Source organism: [Flexibacter] sp. ATCC 35208, from assembly GCF_001975825.1.
Lineage (GTDB): Bacteria > Bacteroidota > Bacteroidia > Chitinophagales > Chitinophagaceae > Chitinophaga.
The window spans coordinates 78,799-101,114 of sequence record NZ_MTKN01000026.1 but is presented as its reverse complement, the minus strand read 5'-3'; the positions used below and the strand labels follow the sequence as shown (position 1 = coordinate 101,114).

Sequence of the window (22,316 nt, the reverse complement as noted above, 5' to 3'; positions counted from 1 at the left end):
GCGAATTATGATAGAACAATATATTGAAACTGACAAGGAGATAGGCCGGCTCGTAACCCAGCTTGTGGAAAAGGAGGAATTGCTTAACACCCATGTGCTACACCTGACAGCTAATGAAAACCGGTTATCAAAAACAGCCCGGGAGGTTTTGTCCAGCGCGTTGTCTTTCCGGTATCATCTTGGTATACCTGCCGATTATAATTTTGATGATATTGTAGCTAAGCCCAACCTGCTGTTCAGGGGACTTCCCAACCTGTATCGCCTGGAAGATATGGCGCACCGTTGTTTGAATAAGCACTTGGGAGGTGTTGTTTCGGATTCAAGGCCCTTATCAGGACTACATGCTATGATTTGTTCCATTTCGAGCCTGACTTCTCCGGGAGATATAGTGCTGTCTATATGCCCGGAGGGAGGAGGCCATTTTGCAACTGCGACGTTGATTAATCAGTTGGGACGTAAAAGTGTGCTGATAGATTACGACCGTAAAACACTGGCTTTATCGCTTTCTCATCTTCACCAGTTAAGTAAGGAATATAATGTCAAGGCTGTATTCCTGGATGATAGTGCCCCATTATACGCCATGCCGCTGAAAGAGATCCGCGATATACTGGGTCCTGATGTGATTGTCATTTATGATGCGTCACATACGTTGGGACTGATTTATGGGCAGCAATTTTTGCATCCTTTACAGGATGGTTGCGATGTGATACAGGCTAATACGCACAAAACTTTCCCGGGACCACAAAAGGGACTATTACATTTTGCCGACAACACAATTGCAGGAAAGGCCATGCAGACTATTGGCAGCTGCCTTGTATCCAGCCAGCATACGCATCATTCCCTGGCATTCTACATTACTGCATTGGAAATGGACCTGCATGCAAAGAATTATGCAGACATGATTGTAGCGAATGCAAAGTTGCTGTCCGGGGCGTTGGAAAAAAACGGGTTCCAGGTATTAACTAACGGCAAGTCTTTTACAGATACGCACCAGATCCTTTTTAATCTGCCGGGCCATCTGTCGCATTATGAAATCAGCAGGAAGCTTTTGGAATGCCATATCAGTACGAATGCAAAACATGTATATGAGCGGGATGTGGTCCGTATAGGTGTACAGGAACTGACCCGCCTGGGAATGAGAGGCACTGAGATGGAAGAGATAGCAGGTATAATAAAACTGGCCGTACTTGACGACAAAAAAGAGATTGCAGTTGGTATGGTGAATGAGTTAAATAACGCTTTTCAGGATGTCCATTACTCTTTTGACAATGCTTCCATGTTATAAAAAAATGAAATAATGTATGAAACCCAAGATTCTTTTGCTGGACACTATTGCTGATGAAGGTGTGGCCGCTATCGGCGAGTTTGCCGCCATCACCGATGGCCGTACCTATGATAAAAAACGTATTCTGGAGGAAATCGCACAGTTTGACGGGGTTGTTATTAAAAGCAATAACTGGATCACGGCGGATATTATTGAAAAGGCAAGCCGGTTGAGAGTCATTGGCCGGGCCGGTTCCGGTAGTGAAAATATCGACCTGGAAGCTGCAGCAGCAAAGAATATACAGGTAATTACTTCTCCGGAGGGCAATGTATGCAGTGCGGCTGAGTATGTTCTATGTATGATGATTTTGCTGAGTCATCAGCTGCATGAAGCTCATCTGGGCTCACGTAGAAATGATTTCCGCAGGCAGATATGGCAGGGACGTAACATTAAGGAACTTACGCTGGGTGTGATTGGATTAGGTAACATAGGGCAGGGCGTAGTAGAAAAAGCAGCGCCATTATGTAAAAATATTATTGGTTATGATCCTTATGTAGACGCGCTAAAGATTGCCACACCTGAAAATTTCTCCCGCACTAATCATCTGACAACTCTTTTACAGCATGCAGATGTGCTTACACTGCATATGCCACTCACGCCTGAAACACGCAAAATGTTTAACAGGCAATTATTTGCCCAGGTGAAGAAAGGATGTATACTGATCAATTCATCGAGAGGCCTGTTGATAGATGATGAGGCATTGCTCGAAGCTTTTAGTGACGGCAGAGTTTCATTTGCTGCACTTGATAGCCTGTATCCTGACCCGGAGTATAACAGATTGCCGGAAGATACCACTTATAGCCATTTCCTGGTACATCATCCCAAGGTATATTACACCCCGCATATTGCAGCTGGCAGCCGGGATGCATTGAGAGATGTTGCCTGCAATATGGTAAATAAAATGAAGGAAGTGCTTATCAATAAAGTAGAAACTGTATGAGTAAATTAGCCATTACAACGCTGGACGCACCACTGCCTGGTGGTAAATATTCACAAGCTATCAAAGTGGATAACTGGGTTTTCCTGAGTGGACAGTTGCCTTTTAACGTGGAAGATATGACAATAGAGACGGAGTGTCCGCATAATATGTACCGCAAATGTTTCCGCAACCTGGAAGCTGTTTGTAAGGCCGCAGGCGGTACCTTGGACCATATCGTTAAGCTGAACGTTTATTATACCGATATCTCTTATTCACCGTACCTCGACGAGGTGTTGCCTGAGTTCTTTACTATCCCTTATCCCGCAAGGATAAGACTGGCTGTAAAGGAAATTTCGAAAGGTGCAAAAATTGAAATAGACGCGATCATGTTTATAGGAAATGATCAAACAAATTGTTAACTGACTGAAAAAATGCAAATGAATTATACAACCGGCCCGTCTGAGAAATTCTGGCTAAGTCAAACTGCCGGGGTGGATGCACTGATGTTGCCCCTTTCCTCGCAGGAGGGCAATTCACTTCCTGTAGTGATTACTGTACCGGTTCCGCAGGCAGTTGCTGAGAGGATCAGCGCTGTTGGAGGCAATAGCGACCTGAATATATTGAAAATATTTCTTGCCGGGTTAAGTATCCTGCTATGGAAATATGCAGGGCAGGAAGAGTTCCTGATTGCTGTTCCTCCTATCCTGGTGCCTGGTAAGGAGCATACAGCAACGGGCATTTTATATTGCCGCCTTCAGCTAAGTGAAGATATGATAGTACGTGATCTGTTACTTCATGTCCATGAATCACTTAGCCAGGCTTATATACATGGGGATTATGATTCGGCACTGTTCAAAGAACTTTACGCTGCAGATCCCGCACCTTTGAAGAGTGTTGGCGGCTGTTATGGAAAGATCAATGCAGCTGGTAACTGGCTGGATGATCAGCAGGTGCTGTTTGAATATAATCCCTCTTTTATCAGCATCACCTCCCGGCAGCCTTTTTATGCAGTATCTATGCTGCGCAATATGGGGGAAAGTTTGCTACTGTTAATGCAGGAGCTGCAGTTGAATAAAAATATGCCGATTGCTGCCTGTCGTTTGCAGACAGATGACCATGTACAGCATTGGCAAAAACAGTTTGAATTAAAACTCCGCGCATACCCGGTTCATCTTACTGTAACAGACCTGTTCCTGCAGCAGGTAAAAGAAAGACCGCAAACTACTGCATTGGTGTATGGTGAAGAGCGCATCAGTTATGCTGATCTGGACATGTGGTCGCGCAATATTGCTGCTTATCTCGCGACCCGGGAAAATACCACCGGTACGATAGGGATCATGATAGAACGTTCGCCCTTACTGGTAGCCGTTGTACTGGGAGTGCTCCGGGCAGGATTCGCTTATGTTCCATTAGATAAGGAATACCCGGCAGAACGTATTGAAAATATACTGGAAGATACCGGCTGCAGTGTGGTGCTGACAGCTGTGAGTGCATTACCACCTATTCATTCGGTCTGTGAATGGATCAATGCTTATACCATCAAAGAAAGTACCCATGAAGTGATATTGAAAGCTCCTTTACCTAACTCGCCGGTATATATTCTCTATTCTTCAGGTACTACCGGGCGTCCTAAGGGAATCGTTGTTCAGCATGCGGCTGTTACGAACCTCCTTTACTGGTATAATGAGCGTTATGATATAAATGCTGATACCCGTATAATACAGCTGACCAATATCGTAATAGATATTGCTTTCCAGGAAATTTTTTCTGTACTCATCAATGGGTTAACACTTTATATACCACAGGAAGAAGAAAGAAGAGAAAAACAACAGTTTATAGACTTCCTGCAAAAACATCGTATCAGTTTTATACAGCTGATACCTGATATGCTTGCTGAATATTTCCTGGATGTCCCCCGGTTACCTTTCCTTACTCACATACTTTGTGGTGGAGACATACTGGGTGAAAACCTGAAGGATGCCATTGTTGCCAGGGGATATCAACTGTACAATATCTATGGTCAGACAGAGACGGCTATTGATACAGTCGGGAGTATATGTACGCTGCATGAGCCCATGCGTTTCAATGATTACGTACCCAATTACGATGTATGGATACTGGACCAGCAGCAGCAGTTGTGCCCCGAATATGTAGTTGGAGAGATATGCACGGGCGGAGCCGGTTTATCTGCAGGCTATGTGAACCAGCCCATGCTTACGGCAGAGAAATTTATTGCTCATCCTTTTAAGGAGAATGCCCGCCTTTACCGTACTGGCGACATGGGGAGAAGATTGCCGGATGGGAGTATTCAGTTTGTAGGACGGAAAGATGACCAGGTCAAGATCAGGGGATACCGGATACAGCTGGGAGAAATAGAACAGGTGCTACAGACGCATACCGGTATAAATGCGGCCAAAGTGTTGCTTTATTCAGAAAGAGCAGAGAAAAGACTGATTGCATTTATTTCAGGTGAAGAAAACTTACAGGTAGGAGCACTAAGGAATTTTCTCGGGCAATTATTACCAGTGTATATGTTACCCGACCAGTTTATCCAGGTAGAGCAGCTGCCTATTACACAGGGAGGAAAAATAGACAGTAAAGCATTATCTCTTTCTATAGGAAGAGCATTGGAAAGCGGGGTGGAATATGAGGCGCCTGGCAACGAAACAGAGGCGAGGCTGGTAGAGATATGGCAGGAGGTGCTGGGAATATCGAAAATAGGGGTGAAGGATAATTTTTTTGACCTGGGAGGTAACTCTCTGAAAATAGTAAAAATGATCGGGCTGGTGAATAAGTCGTTTGGTAAAAAATTGCCTGTAGTGATGGCGTTCAAGCTCGCTAACATAGCAGCATTGTCTGCGTATATCGCTTCGGGAGATGAAACGGACTTAATGCTGCAGGAAAGTAATCCTGTCGGAAACATTGGGGTACTGGATGAAACATTAAGAATATTAAAACAGGGAAATGATGAGTAATAATCAATTTACAGGACTAGAAATTGCCATCATCGGCATTTCTTCGAGGGTATCTGGTGCGGCGGACTGGCGGCAGTTCTGGCAGAATATAGCGGCGGGGAAAGAAACCTTACGTTTTTTTTCGCGTGAAGATTTGCTGGCAGCAGGCGTGGATGAAGCATTGATAGACGATCCCAATTTTGTAGGATATGCTTCTGATATTAAAGATAAGGACTCATTCGATTCCAATTTCTTTGACTATACGCCAGATGAAGGCCGGTTTATGAACCCTCAGAACAGGGTATTGCATGAGTGTACATGGGAGGCGCTCGAAGATGCGGGCTATGATCCTGAAGACGTGAAAGGTGGAATTGGTTTATATGCGGGTGCATTCGATGACTTTCAGTGGCGGATCTATTCGAGCCTGGTAAACAGAAGCGAAGTAATCCCTGATTTTACACTGATCTCCCTGAATAATAAGGATACCATGACCAACCAGGTATCATACAAGTTGAATCTGACCGGACCTTCGGTAGCTGTACAGTCATCCTGCTCCAGTGCAGCCGTGGCCATACATCTTGCCAGCAGAAGTTTACTGCTGGGAGAAACAAGGCTTGCCCTGGCGGGCGGTGTGAGACTTTCTACTACGCAGGCTAAAGGCTACCTGTATAAAGAAGGTGGTGTCTTTTCAAAAGACGGGCATTGCCGGGCTTTTGATAAAGATGCCAGTGGTACGGTAGGTGGTGATGGGGCTGGTGTAGTTGTTTTAAAACGGCTGAAGGATGCCTTGGAAGACAGGGATCATATTTATGCAGTGATCAAAGGCAGTGCGATCAGTAATGATGGTAACCAGAAGGTTGGTTTTAGTGCACCTAGCGTAGATGGCCAGGTCTCTTGTATAAAAACTGCTCAGCAGTTTGCGCGGGTGAGTCCTGATTCTATCAGTTATATTGAAGCGCATGGTACCGGCACGCGGTTGGGGGATCCTATTGAGGTGGAATCATTGAATATTTCCTTCAACAGGAGTAAAAGTTTCAGCTGTCCTATTGGATCCGTCAAAACGAATATAGGGCACCTGGATGCAGCGTCCGGCCTGATAGGTGTAATTAAAACAGCACTTAGTCTGAAAAACCGGCAGCTTCCTCCGAGTATCAATTATACAACTCCTAATCCGGAGATTGATTTTGCTGGTGGACCCTTTTATGTTAATACGACGCTGCAGGCATGGAAAGCCCGGGATAATATGCCGCTCAGGGCAGGTGTGAATTCTTTTGGTGTAGGAGGTACCAATGCACATATTATATTGGAGGAAGCTCCCGTTGTGAAAGAAGGAGATGCACACGGGCGTGGGTTTCTGTTGTTGACATTGTCTGCCAGAACGGAGCATTCCCTTGCCAGGTATTTTGACAAACTGAAAGCATTTTTACTTGCTGAACCTGACGTTGATATGGCTGATATGGCCTATACATTCCAGTTGGGTCGCAGGGCTTTTGAATACCGCCGCTCGGTGGTATATAAGGATAGAGAAAATCTTTTGCAGGCCCTGGAAACGGGTACATTGAAAGAGCAGGTAATACGAAGCCGGGAAAAACAGGTAGTGGTGTTCATGTTTCCCGGCCAGGGATCTCAATATCCTGGTATGGGCAAAGATCTGTATGAAGGAAATGCGTTTTTCAGGAATGAAATAGAAAAAGGATTGGCTGTGCTTCGCCTGCTCACAGGTGAGGAATTGAGGGATGTATTGTTCCCTATTGCTGGTAATGAAAAAAAAATATATGAAACCCGTTATACACAGCCCCTGCTATTTTTGCAGGAGTATGCGCTGGCACGTTTGTTACAGTTCTGTGGAATAACGCCTTCCTGTATGATTGGTCATAGTTTGGGCGAATATGTAGCAGCATGTCTGAGTGGTGTTTTCAGTTTTGAAGATGCATTACGTTTGGTAACTGCACGCGGAGCACTGGCGGCCCGTATGGAAGAAGGCGCGATGTTGAGTCTTCCAATTACTGAAAAGGAAATTGAACCCTATCTCGATGAGCATATCTCCCTGGCTGCCGTTAATGGAGAAGAGCAGGTGGTAGTAGCAGGAAACACGGCTGCGATAGCAATGCTGATGGATAGACTGAACGAAGACAACATGCCTTTTGTAAAGCTTTTTACATCACGTGCGTTCCATTCATCTATGTTGGATCCCCTGCTTGAAGATTTCAGGGAAATACTGCGCACAGTGACAATGAACGAACCCTCACTACCATTCATTTCGAATCTTACCGGGCGCCTCATTACAGCAGAAGAAGCAACGTCGGCTGAATATTGGGTACAGCATATGCGCAAGCCGGTGCGGTTTGCGGCCGGAGTAGATGCATTGCTGGCTTTAAATAAGGATGCTGTATTTGTTGAGGCGGGCCCGGGTCATACTTTGACAAGCATGTTGAAGCAACGTCCTGCTGATAAAGTAAAACCGGTTTGTTTTAACCTGCTCAGGTCATTTAAGGAAGAGGAAAACGATGAACGTTATTTTATTCAGCGCCTCGGGCAGTTGTGGGCACAAGGCGTAACTGTCTCCTGGAAATCCTGGTATGGTGATGAGAAACGCAGGAGAATATCTTTGCCGACATATGCTTTTGAGATCATCCGGTATCCTACAGATGTAAATCCTTTTGAAGCATTGCCTGATACCCATATGATGGGGGGCGGCCGGAAATCCCATAAAGTGAATGATTGGTTTTACAGTCCGCAGTGGAAGCAGCTGCCTATGGTAGCAGGTAATGCCAGGTCTTACAGGAATAAAACGGTTGTTGTTTTCGTAGGAAATGGCCGCCTGGACGAACAGCTGAGGGAACTAACAGCGAAGGAACAGATCAATGGCATTTTTGTAACGGCTGGTATTGATTACGAAAAAGTTGCAGAGAATGTATATACGATTAACCCCGGCAGGCAACAGGATTATGAACGCCTGTTTGAAGAAATAAATACGGCGGGATGTACGCCGGCTGCTATATTTCATTGTTGGAATCACACCGCTGCAGACATGGTGGCTGCGATGGTGATGGGCTATGAAAGCCTGTTACATATAGTACGTGGCTTTACTGCTGTATATACTGCAGCACCTGTTCAAATGGAAGTAATAGGCGCCGGCTGGTACAGTATTACAGGAGAAGAATTACTTATACCTGCACGTGCCCTTTCATTAGGAGCTGTGAAAGCTATACCATTGGAGTTCAGCAACATTTCCTGCCGGGCGATAGATTGTGTCGGACAAACAGCGAAAACGATACAATCACTATGGGAGGAATTGCACTACGTAACACGGGACGAAGAAGTAGCTATCAGGGGGCGTAACAGGTATGTAAAGGATTTCCAGCAACTTAGCTTTGAATTGCCGGAAACAGGTAACTCATTCAGGAAGAAGGCTACTTATTTATTAACCGGTGCAAATGGAGGGATGGGTAAAACTTTTGCACTTCACCTGGCCCGCAAGTATGCTGCTAACCTTATCCTGGTTAGCAGAAGTGCAATAGATCAGGCATTCGTAAGTGAATTGGAGCAGGAAGGTGTAAAGACGTTCTTTATCCAGGCTGATGTTACCAGTGAAGCATTGTTGCGTGAGCAGTTACACATTGCAGAAGAAATAACCGGGCCTGTGCGGGGAGTAATCCATACAGCGGGTGTAGGAGATTTCGCCGGAATTATAATCAAGCGGACAAAACAGGAAGATGCCACAATTTTTGCTCCTAAAGTATCGGGTACGGCAGTCTTGAAAGAGATATTTAGCGACAGGGAGCTTGACTTCATGGTACATTGCTCTTCTAATGCAGCATCTGTACCTCTCTTCGGGCAGGTAGCCTACATCGCCGCCAATATTTACCAGGATGCAGTGGCGGAATATGGTAATGCATCTTACCCGGTCATTAGCATTGAATGGCCTACCCTCAAGGAAACGGGCATGGCAGTGAAGGCAGTAGCCCACATGAACCATGAACAAAAAACACATGTGTTCAAAGATGGTATTACTCCTGCAGAAGCGGTTCAGGTATTAGAATCGGCACTACTGTTAAAGCTACCGGTACAAATTGTTTCAACGACGGATTTTGCGGCATTTGCACATCAGAAAATGGCGGCAAGAAACGCAGAAGAAAAGGAAACGCCGGTACAGATTACTTATGCAGAGCGGGAACGTCCCGATCTTTCAGCGCTCTATAAGGCACCGGAAACCGCAACGGAGTATTCACTGGCAGGCATAGTACAACGTTTATTAGGTCTTAATAAGGTAGGGCTGGATGATGTGTTCTTCGAACTGGGTGGCGATTCGCTGAAAGGACTGGTGCTGATCAAGCGGATTAAAAAAGAACTGGACGTTGAGTTAACCCTGAAGCAATTCTTCGATAATCAAACCGTGAGGCAGATGGGCCAGCTGGTAGATGAATATAAGCTGCTTTTTGAGAAAAAAGAGCGAACCTCAACAACAATCATATAACCTCAACACAAGCATTATTAAATCATGGAGATTCTAAATCTGATCAGGCGTCTGAAAGATAATAATATTGATATTTCTCTGGACGGAAGTGACCTGCAGGTAAGTTTTGACGGCGAATTGTCTGCCATTTTCCTCGATGAAATAAAAAACAACAAAGCAGAAATTGTGACATTTTTGAAAAGAGCCGGTGGGGAAGAAGAAGCAGTAATGCTTTCTGCAGGAACAGAGCAGATTACACCCTTTCAGAAGGGCCTGGTAAGTTATGTAAAGGGAAACCCGGATAGCAGGCGTTATGTACTACAGGTAGTATATCAACTGGAGCAGGAACTACCTTATAAGCTCTTTTCAATGGCGTGCCATATACTTACATCCCGTCATGAAATACTACGTACCTGTTACGACTTCAATTATGATCTTGGTACTTTCACTACACAGGTGTTGCCAGCAGATACCTGTCGCTGCGAGTCATTTGATGTGGCAGATGATACGGAGTTGTTTACTTTACTGGATACCATCAGGCAAAGAGGATTTGATATCAGTAATGAGCCCCTTGTTAAATTTACATGGATCAGACAGGGTGGAAATAAATATACAGTTGCTATTACCATCCACCATATAATTACAGATGGAAATTCAATTCCACTGTTGTTTCAGCAGCTGCTGGAAATTTCAACAGCGTTAAAAGCCGGTAAGCAACCACAGAACACATTTCCTGAGCGATTACAGTTTTCAAGCTACGTGAAATGGATTTCGGGGAAAAAGACTGCAATAGCCAACGCTTACTGGAAGCAATTGCTGGATGGTTATGAACCTGTATTATTGGAGTCGCAAACAGTAGGAGAGATCATGCATTCTCCCTTCCCGTACAGTGAACTGAAGCTGGATTACGTGTTGAATAAGGATAGTATTGACTTTGTCAGATCCCAGGGGATTTCCCTCTCAGCAGCTTTTAACCTGCTGGTAGGAATGACGTTATCACGGTATCATGGTTCATCTAAAATTGTATGGGGGAATATGCTTACACTCAGACCTCCGGAGCTATCAGATGCTGAAAACATTCTTGGACCCTGTATTTCCACAATTCCCGTTGCAGTAAATTTCGATTATGGTCAGACGGTTACAGACCTGATGAAGGCATTGCAGTTGCAGGTAATGGAATCAAGGGAACATGCCCATCTTACATTGAACGATATTGTTGGAGCTGCCAGAAAGGGTAACCTGTTCAGTGTACTTTTTACTTTCCAGAATTTTAACAAGGGAAACGGGCTGATTAATCTTGAAAATGCGCCGCTGATCAGGCAGGTAGAACTTGAAAAAAGTATTACTTCCCACTTCCCGGTAACAATTATGTTCTACGAACAGGATGCAAAACTGTATGCGACTATTAGCTACCGGAATGACCAATTTACAGCCTATCTTATAAAAGACTTCGCAGATACGGTGGTAGAAATCTTTAACCATATTGGTGAGATCAATAACATAGCCGAAGCGGAACAATATCTGTGCGCTCATCCGGCCCTGCTGGAAAGTGGCAGTGAGGAGTATATTCCTGTACAGGAATCGCTGGTTAGCAGGTTTGCCGGTGCTGTAAAGCAGTATCCCAGTTCGGTTGCGGTCAGAGATGTAACACGTAATGAATATACTTACCGGCAGCTGGATGAGATGAGCAACTTCATTGCCAATCAACTGATTGAAAATGGCATTCAGGGACCGGTAGGTGTAAGATTAAAACATTCTGTAAAACTGATAGCCAGTGTGATCGGCATTTTGAAAGCAGGTTGTTATGTTACAAGTCTGGAGTTTGATTTTCCCCTGGAGCGGTTGGTCTGGATCAGGGAAGAGCTGAAGATAGCCGCTGTTATTACAGAAGCGGGTGAAGCATTGCTGGCAGAACTGGAAGATGTGTATGCAATTACACTACCCGAAAAGATACCCGAAGTTGCCGCTGTAAAGGAATTGCCACTGATAAAATCGTCAGACTATTGCGCCGTAAATTATACTTCAGGTTCTACCGGGAAGCCCAAAATGGTGCTGACAGATCATGCAAGTCATCTGAACAGGCTGCAGTGGCTGGAGCAGCAATTCCCGGCAACTGCTAATGATGTCTTCTGTTTTAAAACGCTGCTCTCATTTGCTCCTTCCATTCGTGAAATATTTGAGCCACTTATACAGGGAGGATTAGTGGCGGTGTTCCCCGAGTATGCTCATCACGATATCGCGGTTTTTGCCGGATTTATTCAGGAAAATAAGATTAGCCGGATGTTCCTTACGCCTACCTTTATCCAGGCAGTACTGGATAATGAAAAGATATCCTGCCTGGAAGGACTGACATATCTGGAATTAAGCGGAGAACCCGTTAAAACAGAATTGGTAGAGCGACTGAGGAGCCAATTACCTGGAGTGGTTTTACTGAACAGGTATGGTGCTACAGAGGCGGCCTCAGTGGTATACTATCAACTGTTGCCGGGAGAACCGGTTAGGGAAGAATCTCATTTTCTTCCATTGGGAAAACCTGTCAGGAACACCCGAATATTTGTAGTAGATGAGGAGATGAGGGTACGGCCAAGGGGGATGACCGGAGAAATCCTGATCAGGAGCGAGAGCATGGCAAGGGGATATAGCAATAGTCAGGAGGGCAATGAGGTATTTATTGATAATCCTTTTGGTGAAGGCCGGGGCCGGGTATTGAAAACAGGGGACCTGGGATTTGTAAACGAACTGGGAGAGTTGTGTTATCAGGGACGTAAAACCCGTATGATCAAGATCCGCGGATTTCGGGTAGAGCCGGGGGAAATTGAATACAATCTGCAAAATCATCCGGAAGTTTCAAGGGCAGTGGTTATTCCTTTTCAAACCCGTTTTAACCAGCGGATTGTAGCTTTTTGCGTAGCAGATAATGTTCCCGATAACCAGACCTTTAACGATTTGAACCTGAAATGGTATATGCAGGAGCGGTTACCGGCATATATGCAACCTCACGAAATCAGGAAAATTGATAAGATCCCTGTTACCGGAAGTGGTAAGATTGATTATGTGGCCTTAAAATCATTGCTGGAAAATGAAGCCGCTACCAGGTGGAATTATCATGAGCCGGTTTCAGTAACCGAAAAAGTAGTACATAAGATCATGAGTACGCTGATGCCTGATACCTGGGTTGATGTACAGGCTGATCTCCTGGAGCTGGGCATGGATTCTATACTTGCATTAAGGGCTACCTATGAGATCAGGAAGAAGCTGGGTGTTAAGCTATCAGGATCTAATATTTATGAACATAACACCATCCGCAAGATATCAGATTATATTGATACTGTCAGAGCATCGGAAGATGAAGAGGAAGATGGTGGTTATTACCGGTTGAATTACCAGGAAGACAATAAGGATATCCTGTTCCTGATTCCTCCATTGGATGTAAGCTCGCTTATTTATAAAGCGATGAAGCCCTATATCCCGGAATATCTTACAGTGGTGGTGTTTGACGCATTTGACCTTGAGCGCTATGCCGATCTGGCTACCACGATGGAAAATATGGCTTCTTTCTATACCAACAGGATTATGAAGATGGCCGAAGGGCGAACTGTTCACCTGGCAGGCTGGTCGTTCGGCGCAACAGTTACTTATGTGGTAGCTACCCAGATTGAGCAGCTGGGTATTGAAGTAAAATCATTGGTGCTGATAGATCCCGGGTTTAATACGTCGGACTATGACGATGATAAAACCAGAGAAAAGCTGGTGGATATTATGAACCAACTGCTGGAGAAGGGAGGGATCAACCCTGACATGGAAAAGGATATCACAGAGCAAATGTTTGCAGCCAACCAGCTGATTAAAAACTATCAGCTTCAAACAGTCAATGCTGATATCTGCCTTGTTAAGCCGGAAGATGTATACTCATTTGAGCGAAACTTTGATAAGCCATTTAACGGGTTGGAGAACTACTGTCTCGGTAAGATTACTGTAAGCCGTATTCCCGGTAACCATATGACTATGATGCGGGGTTCGATTGATTATTTAAGTAAAGTCATTTTTGGCAATATCAACAGATCGCTATGAAACCTCAGTTATTCATGATTCACTTTGCGGGAGGGAACATGTATTCCTTCTCCGCGCTGGCAGGGGCATTGAGACCGTTTTTTACGGTAGAGTTATTGGAGCTGCCTGGCCGTGGTAAGCGTATTGAAGAAGCCCTGTTGTTTACCCGTAAAGAAGCTGTGGCTGACCTGTTAAGACAGATAAGCGCCAGACGAAACGGGGCCCCATACTATATATATGGTCATAGTATGGGGGCCGACCTGGGATTCAGGGTTTGCCGGGAGCTGGAAATGATAGGTGACCGGCCGGCCTGTTTTATCCCTTCGGGTAATCCGGGGCCTAATATCACCAAACGGGAGCGATTGGCGCATTTACCCAGGGAAGCATTTTTTAAGGAGCTACAGGAGATGGGAGGTATCAATGCCGGCATGCTTGAGGATGAGGAGCTGGCAGCTTTTATTGAACCTATCCTGAGAGCTGATTTCGAAATGCTGGAAAAAGAGGACCCTGTTATGTACAAGATCGATACGCCTATTTATGCCTTTATGGGAGATAAGGAAAAGTACGTTACAGATATTGCTAACTGGGCAATTTATACCCGTAGCAATTTTAGTTTTCGTGTGCTGGAAGGAAACCATTTTTTTATTTTCAATCATTCAGCAGTTATCGCCAATACTATCAGTTATGGCATGAACCAAGTTTCTCACCTTTATAAAATGATGTGATGTTTAAGATATCCGGTAGGAATATACTTTTCCTGGTGCTTTTTTCTATACCTAATACCCTGCTTACAATGGGCATACTGGTAATTGTCAACAGCGTAATAACGGGGAAACAGGTAATTGTTACAGATCATCTGAATATAGTGTTCTTCCTGATGGTGGGACTTGCTTTTCTGCTAAATATCATTTCCCAGAATAAGATAGTTGATTATTCAAATAAACTGATATTTGAGAATGAGCTAAGAATAATGACCACCTTTCAAAAAGCGGGATTGAGCCAGCTCGAAAAGATAGGATTTCAGCGTATATACGGTATTATAGAAGATCTGCGGACGTTCGTATTTCTTCCGGCATTGATCTCCGGTAGTGTTGCTGCTTTAATGATGCTCGCTTTATGCCTGATCTACTTCCTGGTGGTATCCCTCGCTTCTGCAATTGCAGTGATGCTGATTATTATGGCTATTACCGCATTCTACTTCCTTGTTAATAAAAAAAATACCCGCGCCCTTTCCCTGCTCAGAGAGCTGAATGATCTTTACTTTGGAATGGTCGATGATACGCTCAAAGGATTTAAGGAGCTTAAGCTAAGTACTGCCCGGCGCAATAACCTGGTAAGTAAATTCCTGCATCCCAACAGAGAAAAAGTAAGGACCACGGAGACCTATGTTTCCAGGCGCTTTACTGTGGTAAATCTTTTAAGCCAGTATGGACTTTATTTTGTGATAGGTGTTGTTGTTTTTGTATTGCCGGGATTGCAGCTGCTGAACAAGGAACAGGTGAGTACTTTCGTTGTGATACTCCTGTTTATAAGAGGACCTATTAATAGTCTGATCGCCATGCAGGGATTTCTCACCAAGATCTACGTAGCCAATAAACGCATTCGTGAATTTTTGAGTGAGCTGAAGGATATATCCTTACCGGAAGGCACAACCGGTATCGATAAAGCACCTGGCCGGATAAAAGAATTAAGGTTTCAACACGTCGCGTATAAATATCCCTCGGCATCCGCACAGGATGGTTTTGCACTGGGACCGGTTGACCTCAGCATAAGGGAGGGGGAAACTATCTTTATTGTTGGAGGCAATGGCAGTGGTAAGAGTACGTTCATCCAATTGCTGACAGGTATTTACACGCCTTCAGAGGGCCAAATCCTGCTGAATGACACACCAATAACTGCCGACTCACAGTATTACAGGGAGCATATTGCAGCTATTTTTTCAGAACCTCATCTTTTTTCAGCTAACTACGAAGATTATGTGCTGGAGAATAATAATGAATACAAACATTTGTTAAAGAAGATGGAGTTGGATCAGGTTATCACCAGTGAAGACGATGCCGCCGTAAGAAGGAAATTTTCCAAAGGACAAAGCAAACGATTGGCCATGATTTTTGCACTAATGGAAAAAAGGCCGCTGCTGATACTGGATGAGTGGGCGGCCGACCAGGATCCTCATTTCAGGAAATTCTTCTACGAGCAATTATTACCGGAGCTGCAGCGACAGGGGAAGACGATTGTTGCGGTTACGCACGACGATGCTTATTTTAAGTATGCAGACAGGGTAATACGATTCGATTATGGACGTTTGGTAACCGATATTTCCGCCCCTGTAGTTCCCGCATTATCATAAGTTTAAAAGTTAAAAGAAGCGATGTCTCCGTTAACCTTTCCCCAACAGGATATTTATTATGATCAACTTATATATCCGGATACTGCCATTTACAATATAGGTGCAAAAATAGCTATCAGCGGACCGCTGAACAGGGCCGCACTTGAACTGGCTTATCAGCGTATGATCGAAGAGCATGATGCCTTCAGAACAATTATTATTTTAAAAGACAATGAACCCTGGCAGGAAGTGCTGGCGCATATTGTGCATAAGTTGGAATGGAAAGATTACTCTGCTGCTGTTGACGCTGATGAAACGGCTGAATTATACATGCAGCAGGAATTTGCCCGGCCCTTTCTCCTGCATGACAATATGCCGCCGTACAGGTTCTGCCTGATTAAAATATCTGATGATTTCCATTACCTGTTTTCTGTTTACCACCACATAATTACTGATGGCTGGGGAACGTCTTTGTTATTTCAACGCCTGGTTGGCTATTATAATAGCCTGTTGAACCATGGAAGCTTACCATCTTCCACGGTTTACACTTACAGTAGCTTTATAGCGGATGATGCGGTTTATTCAGCATCTGATTCTTTTCTTGCAGAAAAGGAATATTGGACTGGTAGATTTAACACTTTGCCCAAAGCGCTTATTCCAGGAAAACGCCTGCCCGGTAAGAAACCGGAAAGCGGACGAAAAGAACTTGTCGTACCACGCGCTTTATATAACAGGCTGGCGCAACTGGCGCAACAATGTGGAGTGTCTACATTTCATGTGATACTGGGGGTATTATATACCTACCTGGGACGCTTCTACAATAACTATGATTTTGCAATCGGGTTACCGGTGCTAAACCGTGGGAAGTTCGTATATAAGCAAACGGTAGGGCTTTTTACCGGTGTCACTTTGCTTAGAATAGATTTTAAACCGGAGTCTTCTTTCAGGGAACTCGTAAGTTTAATAAAGCAACAGCTGAGAAAGGACTATCGTTATCAGCGGTTTCCCCTGGGTAAACTAATCAGGGAGCTGAATATACACGGTAATACGGCTGGTTTATTCAATGTCAACGTGTCATATGAGAAGCAGGATTATGCGGCTGATTTTGCCGGTACTTCTACACGGGTAATCCCTTTAACGCACCGGCAGGAGCGGCTTGCACTCTCGCTTTACGTAAGGGAATTTGATGAGAAGGATGATGTAAAGCTGGATTTCGATTATAGCCTGGATCACCTGGATGAGACATCGATAGGTGGATTGGTAAAACGTTTTGATCAGTTATTGAATGAAGTGATTCTTTTTGCTGATAAACCGTTATACAACCTGAACTGGCTCCCTGCTGAGGAACACATGCAGATAATAACGGCAGAGCAAAATTTTCGGGCACATCCGACCGATACAGTAGTGGCGCTTTTCAGGCAGAGGGTGAAGTATGCACCGGAAGATATTGCACTGAGAGATGAGCATCTGGCTTACAGCTACGGGGAACTGAACAGGCTTTCTCAACTGGTGGCAGGGCATCTTAACTGCAGGCAGGACCGGGCGCCAGTTGCTGTTTTAATGGATCGCTCTGCAACCTTACCCCTCGTGTTGTTGGGCATTTTGAGAAGCGGGAGGGCCTTTATACCACTGGATCCTGCGTTTCCCACCGAAAGACTGGAGTACATAGTACGACACAGTGGTGCACAATTACTCATTACTGACCGGACGACAAGCTTTGAGCTGGAGGTGTTGGATGTAGCAACATTATTGACAGGCGGGATAGCCGGTATTGAAGATAATAGTGTACTGACAGATGCCGCCTATATCATTTATACTTCCGGCTCAACGGGCAATCCCAAAGGGGTGGAAATTTCTCACGCGGCGCTTTCCAACTTCCTGTTTAGCATGCAGCATTCGCCTGGTATCAGCTATACAGATACCTTATTTGCAGTGACAACTTACTCATTTGATATTGCAATCCTGGAACTCCTGCTTCCTTTGATCTCCGGCGCCAGTGTATATGTCGCTACCGCAGAAATATTGGCAGATCCCGATAAACTGCTGCATACAATGGCTACTGTTAAGCCCAATATTATACAGGCGACCCCGTCTTTTTATCAGCTGCTATTTAATGCCGGCTGGGAAGGAGCCTCCGGTCTCAAATGCCTTTGCGGAGGGGATGTACTTGGCGAAGCGCTGGCAGAAAAGCTGCTGAATCATACAGATGAATTATGGAATATGTATGGGCCGACAGAGACGACTATCTGGTCATCTGTGAAAAGGATACGCCGGCCCGCAGAATGTAGTTGTATAGGTCATCCTATTGATAACACAAGTATATACATACTCGATAAATGGATGAACCGCATGCCGTTAGGCGCAGAAGGAGACATTTATATAGGAGGAGCAGGATTAGCCATCGGATATTATAAGAATAATGTTCTGACAGATCAGGCATTCTTATTGCGGAATGGAGAAAGAATTTATAGAACAGGTGATACTGGCAGGAGAGCGTTCAACGGAGAGCTCATTTTCCTGGGTCGTACAGATAACCAGGTGAAAATAAGAGGATATAGGATTGAGCTGGGAGATATAGAAAGTAAACTTGCAGGTATAGAGGGAATAAGGGAGGCAGTGGTCGTATCAAGTAGGCCAGCTATGCAGGAAGCATTTCTGGTTGCTTATATGATTCCGGTAGGTGAACCTATTCCTGAAAAAGAAATACTGTCGTTACTGAAAGCGGCTTTACCTACTTATATGGTACCGCAGGTATTGATATACCTTGATGCGTACCCTTTAACGCCTAATCGTAAAATTGACCGGAAGGCTTTGTCTGAAAGGGAAATCCGGTCTGCTTCGGTGGGTAATCCGGTGGTTGAATTATATCCGGTAAATGCAATAAAATTATTAGTGTATTGGCGACAGGTGCTGGGAGTGGAACAGATAGGGATAGATGATCATTTTTTTTCGCTGGGAGGGCATTCTTTAAGTGCCGTAAAACTGGTTAGCCTGATAAATAAAGAGTGGGGTGCCGGCTTCACGATAACAGATGTATTCGAACACCCCACTATCCGTCTGCAATCCGTTCAGATGGAACAACTTGCCACTAAAGTGACAGTGATTCCTATCGCAGAAGCAGCCCGGTATTACCCCGTTACACGTGCCCAATATCATATTTGGTTATTATCGCAACAGAGAAGGGCAGCTGCTGCGTACAATATGTCGGCTGCGTTTCTTGTACAAGGTCCGTTGGACCTTGTAGCCTTACGTAAAGCCTTATTATCAATAGCAGCGAGGCACGAAATCATGCGCACCAATTTTATTGAACATGACGGAATCCCTTATCAACACATCAAGGCTTTTGGAGACCTTCAGATAGTACAATTAGAGGGAAATGCAGTGCTGCTGACAGATGAATTCGTTCACCGGCCTTTTGACCTGGAACGGGATCTCTTATTCCGGGTAGCGCTGGTTAGACCGGAGAATATATTGGTATTCGTAACGCATCACCTGATAATGGATGGATGGTCGGTAGAAGTATTACTACAGGAATTAATAGCTATCTATAACGGACGTTCTGTTCCTTCCATGTCTTATCAGTTTAAGGACTACAGCGCTTGGTTGGGTAAAGTAGCCGCTGAAGATAAAGCGGCGATAGCTTACTGGGATGAACAGCTCAGTGAATACATCCCACGGCCTGTTCTGATGAACGAACGTAACAGTAGGGTGATGTCATTCAAAGGAAGGCAATACCAGTTTGCATTCCCGGCGCTGGAAACCTCCCATTTGCGACAATTGGCGAGAGAGCAGGGGACTACTACATTTACAGTCATCACCGCTTTATTTCAACTGCTGCTTTATAAATACGATGGAAGCAGGGATAGTTGTATCGGGACTGTTACCGCAGGTAGGGATGTGCCGGGTTCAGAGAGCCAGTTAGGGATGTATGCAAATACATGTATGTTGAGAAGTCGTATTGACCCTGATAAAGATTTCCTGGTGTTACTAAAAGAAACAGGTCAAACAATCCGCCAGGCGGCTATGTATGCGTATAATCTGCCTGAAAGGGCAAATGCATACTTCGATATCATGATCGTATATCAACCATTTGAATCTTTAGCTAACGCGATCAAAGAGATGAATGAATTATCGCTTGAGCCATTCCCGCTGGATGTGAGGGTAAGCCGTTTCCCGCTGGTATTTAATTTCCGGGAACAACAGGATGAGATCGCGTGTGAAGTAGTTTATGACGCAGATATATTTAGCAGCGACGCTGTTCAACTACTAATAGCACGCTATTGCAAGCTCGCAGCCGAAGTAACAGTTAACCCTGCCCAATTACCTGATGAATATAAGATGATGCTCATAAAAGAAAGTAGCAGCGATACGATAAATATTGATTTTAATTTTTAACAAAAATAGAAATATGCAGGAGAAAATTGCATCGGCAGTTGCAGCTTTTAATGCCTTTGCACATCGTCACAGCGACGTAAAGGCCATTATTTCTTTCGGCTCCTCTAGCGGTGGAAAACAGGATGAATACTCTGATCTGGACTTGTTTCTTTTTACAACAGATACACGTAGGTATCTGAATGAAGGAAATAATGCATGGCTGGCAGGCTTCGAACCTGTTTTGTCGAGGGTGGTCATCAAAGATGTTATAGATAATGTACTCTTTAACAGGATAAAGTTGAAAAACGGGTTATCACTCGATATCATTATCGTAGATAGCCAGAGCTTCAGGAAGGGAATCTGGTATTTCAGGCTTAGAAAATATGGTGTAGACAAATTAATACCGGATTGGTTGATCAGGCAGATTGATGAAAGCACCTATACTTTTCATTATTATCTCAAACGTGGCTATGATATTTTGTTTGACAGGATCAATATCCGCCGGGATGTGGATATTATTTTTCGGGAGTATGATGGCAAACAGGATCGTACCACTACTTTTAATGAAGTGATTTTTCTGCAAAACTATAGCCAGTTCTGGCATACCTGTTATAAGATCTATGCCAAGTTGATGAGAGATGATTTTTTTTATGCGGTTATTGTATTGGACAATGTGATTAAAAAGAACCTGGTAAGGATGCTGGAATGGCAGGTGCTGACCAGCGAAAAGAAACCTAAGACGGATGTATTTTACCATGGAGCAAAGATCCGCCAATGGTGTAATCCGGGAATAGTAGAAAAATTATACGGCGTTTTTCTGCATCCAGGGAAAGAGGAAATGAAAACGGCATTGTTGAACACAATGACTGTTTACAGAGAAGTGGCTCATCAAATTGCGCAAAAGTTCAACTTTCCATTGAACGAAGCACTGGAGGGAAAAGTATTCCGTTTTGTAATACAGGGATTAAGTGAAGAGCCTGCAGAAGATAAGATCAGGACTGCGATAACCCAGATAAGAAACTTAGCAGCAGTAAAAAATGACCTCAAAGCAATTATCTCTTTCGGGTCGACGGGGAGCCAAAACCCGGATAGATTTTCAGACCTGGATTTATATGTTTTTACCACAGACCTCAGAGAGTACCTGAATACAGAAATCTGGAAGCGCTGTTTTCATAATGTACAATCAGTATTTGTACGTAGAAATATGGAGGAGCATATTGTACTGGTGTTGCTGGAGAATGGTCTTTGCATTGATATAGTACTCTTAAATGAAGCCCGCTTCAGAACTGTTAAACGTTATCTTTCGCTGAAAGATTACCGGGTCTTATTCTCGATGCCTGCCCGAAAAAAAAGATTAGCTAAATATACCACTGAAGCTTTCTATGATATGGTAAAAAGAGGCTATGAAATCTTATATGACAAGATTGGGGTGACGGATGTGATAGAACGTATAATGCAGGAGCATAGCAACGTACCGGATCATTACAGGTTGAATAGAGATTTGTTCTATAAAAATTACCATCAGTTCTGGCAAACGAACTATAACATGGAGATCAAGCTCAAAAGGGGGGATTTTGTGTATGCAGTGATGGTACTGGATAATCTTGCCAAGAAACTCCTCGTGGAAATGGTGGAATGGTTTGCTCAATTACACAATCCCCAAAAAGATGTTTTTTATAACGGTAGAAAAATGCAGCAATGGTGTGATGCATCGCTGGTTAATGAATTGATGCAAACATTTCTGCATAGCGATATAGAACAGATGCAGAAAGCAGTACTGAAATCGCTGGATATTTACAGGGCGCTATCGCACCAGGTAGCGGCAGAAAAGGGTTTTGAAATCAATGAAGAACTGGAAGAAACAGTATACCGGTTCGTGTCGAAAAATTTGAAACATAATAATTATTAAG

At 44.2% G+C, this 22,316-nt stretch carries 10 protein-coding genes; all 10 read left to right on the top strand.

Features of this window, described 5'->3' with window-relative positions; translation table 11 throughout:
- Positions 1-7: 7 nt before the first annotated feature.
- Genes BW716_RS17660 through BW716_RS17615 form a run of 10 tightly spaced genes read left to right on the top strand, consistent with a single transcriptional unit; the run spans position 8 to position 22,315 of the window.
- The gene (locus BW716_RS17660) at positions 8-1,285 is read left to right on the top strand and encodes a DegT/DnrJ/EryC1/StrS family aminotransferase (protein ID WP_083724355.1); all 1,278 of its coding nucleotides are present in this window, start codon (positions 8-10) and stop codon (positions 1,283-1,285) included.
- Between the two features lie 16 nt (positions 1,286-1,301).
- Positions 1,302-2,264, top strand: coding sequence for a D-isomer specific 2-hydroxyacid dehydrogenase family protein (locus BW716_RS17655; RefSeq protein ID WP_083724354.1), 963 nt, complete (start codon positions 1,302-1,304; stop codon positions 2,262-2,264).
- Positions 2,261-2,662, top strand: a complete 402-nt coding sequence (locus BW716_RS17650) for a RidA family protein (protein WP_083724352.1) — start codon at positions 2,261-2,263, stop codon at positions 2,660-2,662. Before BW716_RS17655 ends, BW716_RS17650 begins: the two co-directional genes overlap by 4 nt.
- Positions 2,663-2,674: 12 nt before the next feature.
- Complete coding sequence (locus BW716_RS17645; RefSeq protein ID WP_083724350.1) at positions 2,675-5,218, top strand: amino acid adenylation domain-containing protein; 2,544 nt, start codon at positions 2,675-2,677, stop codon at positions 5,216-5,218.
- A complete protein-coding gene (locus tag BW716_RS17640) occupies positions 5,208-9,674 on the top strand; it encodes a type I polyketide synthase (protein WP_083724348.1) in 4,467 nt (1,488 codons plus the stop codon). Before BW716_RS17645 ends, BW716_RS17640 begins: the two co-directional genes overlap by 11 nt.
- A 24-nt stretch (positions 9,675-9,698) precedes the next feature.
- Positions 9,699-13,724, top strand: a complete 4,026-nt coding sequence (locus BW716_RS17635; RefSeq protein ID WP_083724346.1) for an AMP-binding protein — start codon at positions 9,699-9,701, stop codon at positions 13,722-13,724.
- The gene (locus BW716_RS17630; RefSeq protein WP_083724344.1) at positions 13,721-14,428 is read left to right on the top strand and encodes a thioesterase II family protein; all 708 of its coding nucleotides are present in this window, start codon (positions 13,721-13,723) and stop codon (positions 14,426-14,428) included. Before BW716_RS17635 ends, BW716_RS17630 begins: the two co-directional genes overlap by 4 nt.
- A complete protein-coding gene (locus tag BW716_RS17625; protein ID WP_083724342.1) occupies positions 14,428-16,053 on the top strand; it encodes a cyclic peptide export ABC transporter in 1,626 nt (541 codons plus the stop codon). The genes BW716_RS17630 and BW716_RS17625 overlap by 1 nt, the downstream gene beginning before the upstream one ends.
- Positions 16,054-16,074: 21 nt before the next feature.
- Positions 16,075-20,427 carry a non-ribosomal peptide synthetase gene (locus BW716_RS17620; protein WP_083724340.1) on the top strand — a complete coding sequence of 1,451 codons (4,353 nt, stop codon included), beginning with the start codon at positions 16,075-16,077 and terminating at the stop codon, positions 20,425-20,427.
- Positions 20,428-20,440: 13 nt separating this feature from the next.
- Complete coding sequence (locus tag BW716_RS17615) at positions 20,441-22,315, top strand: aminoglycoside 6-adenylyltransferase (RefSeq protein WP_083724338.1); 1,875 nt, start codon at positions 20,441-20,443, stop codon at positions 22,313-22,315.
- Position 22,316 lies beyond the last annotated feature (1 nt).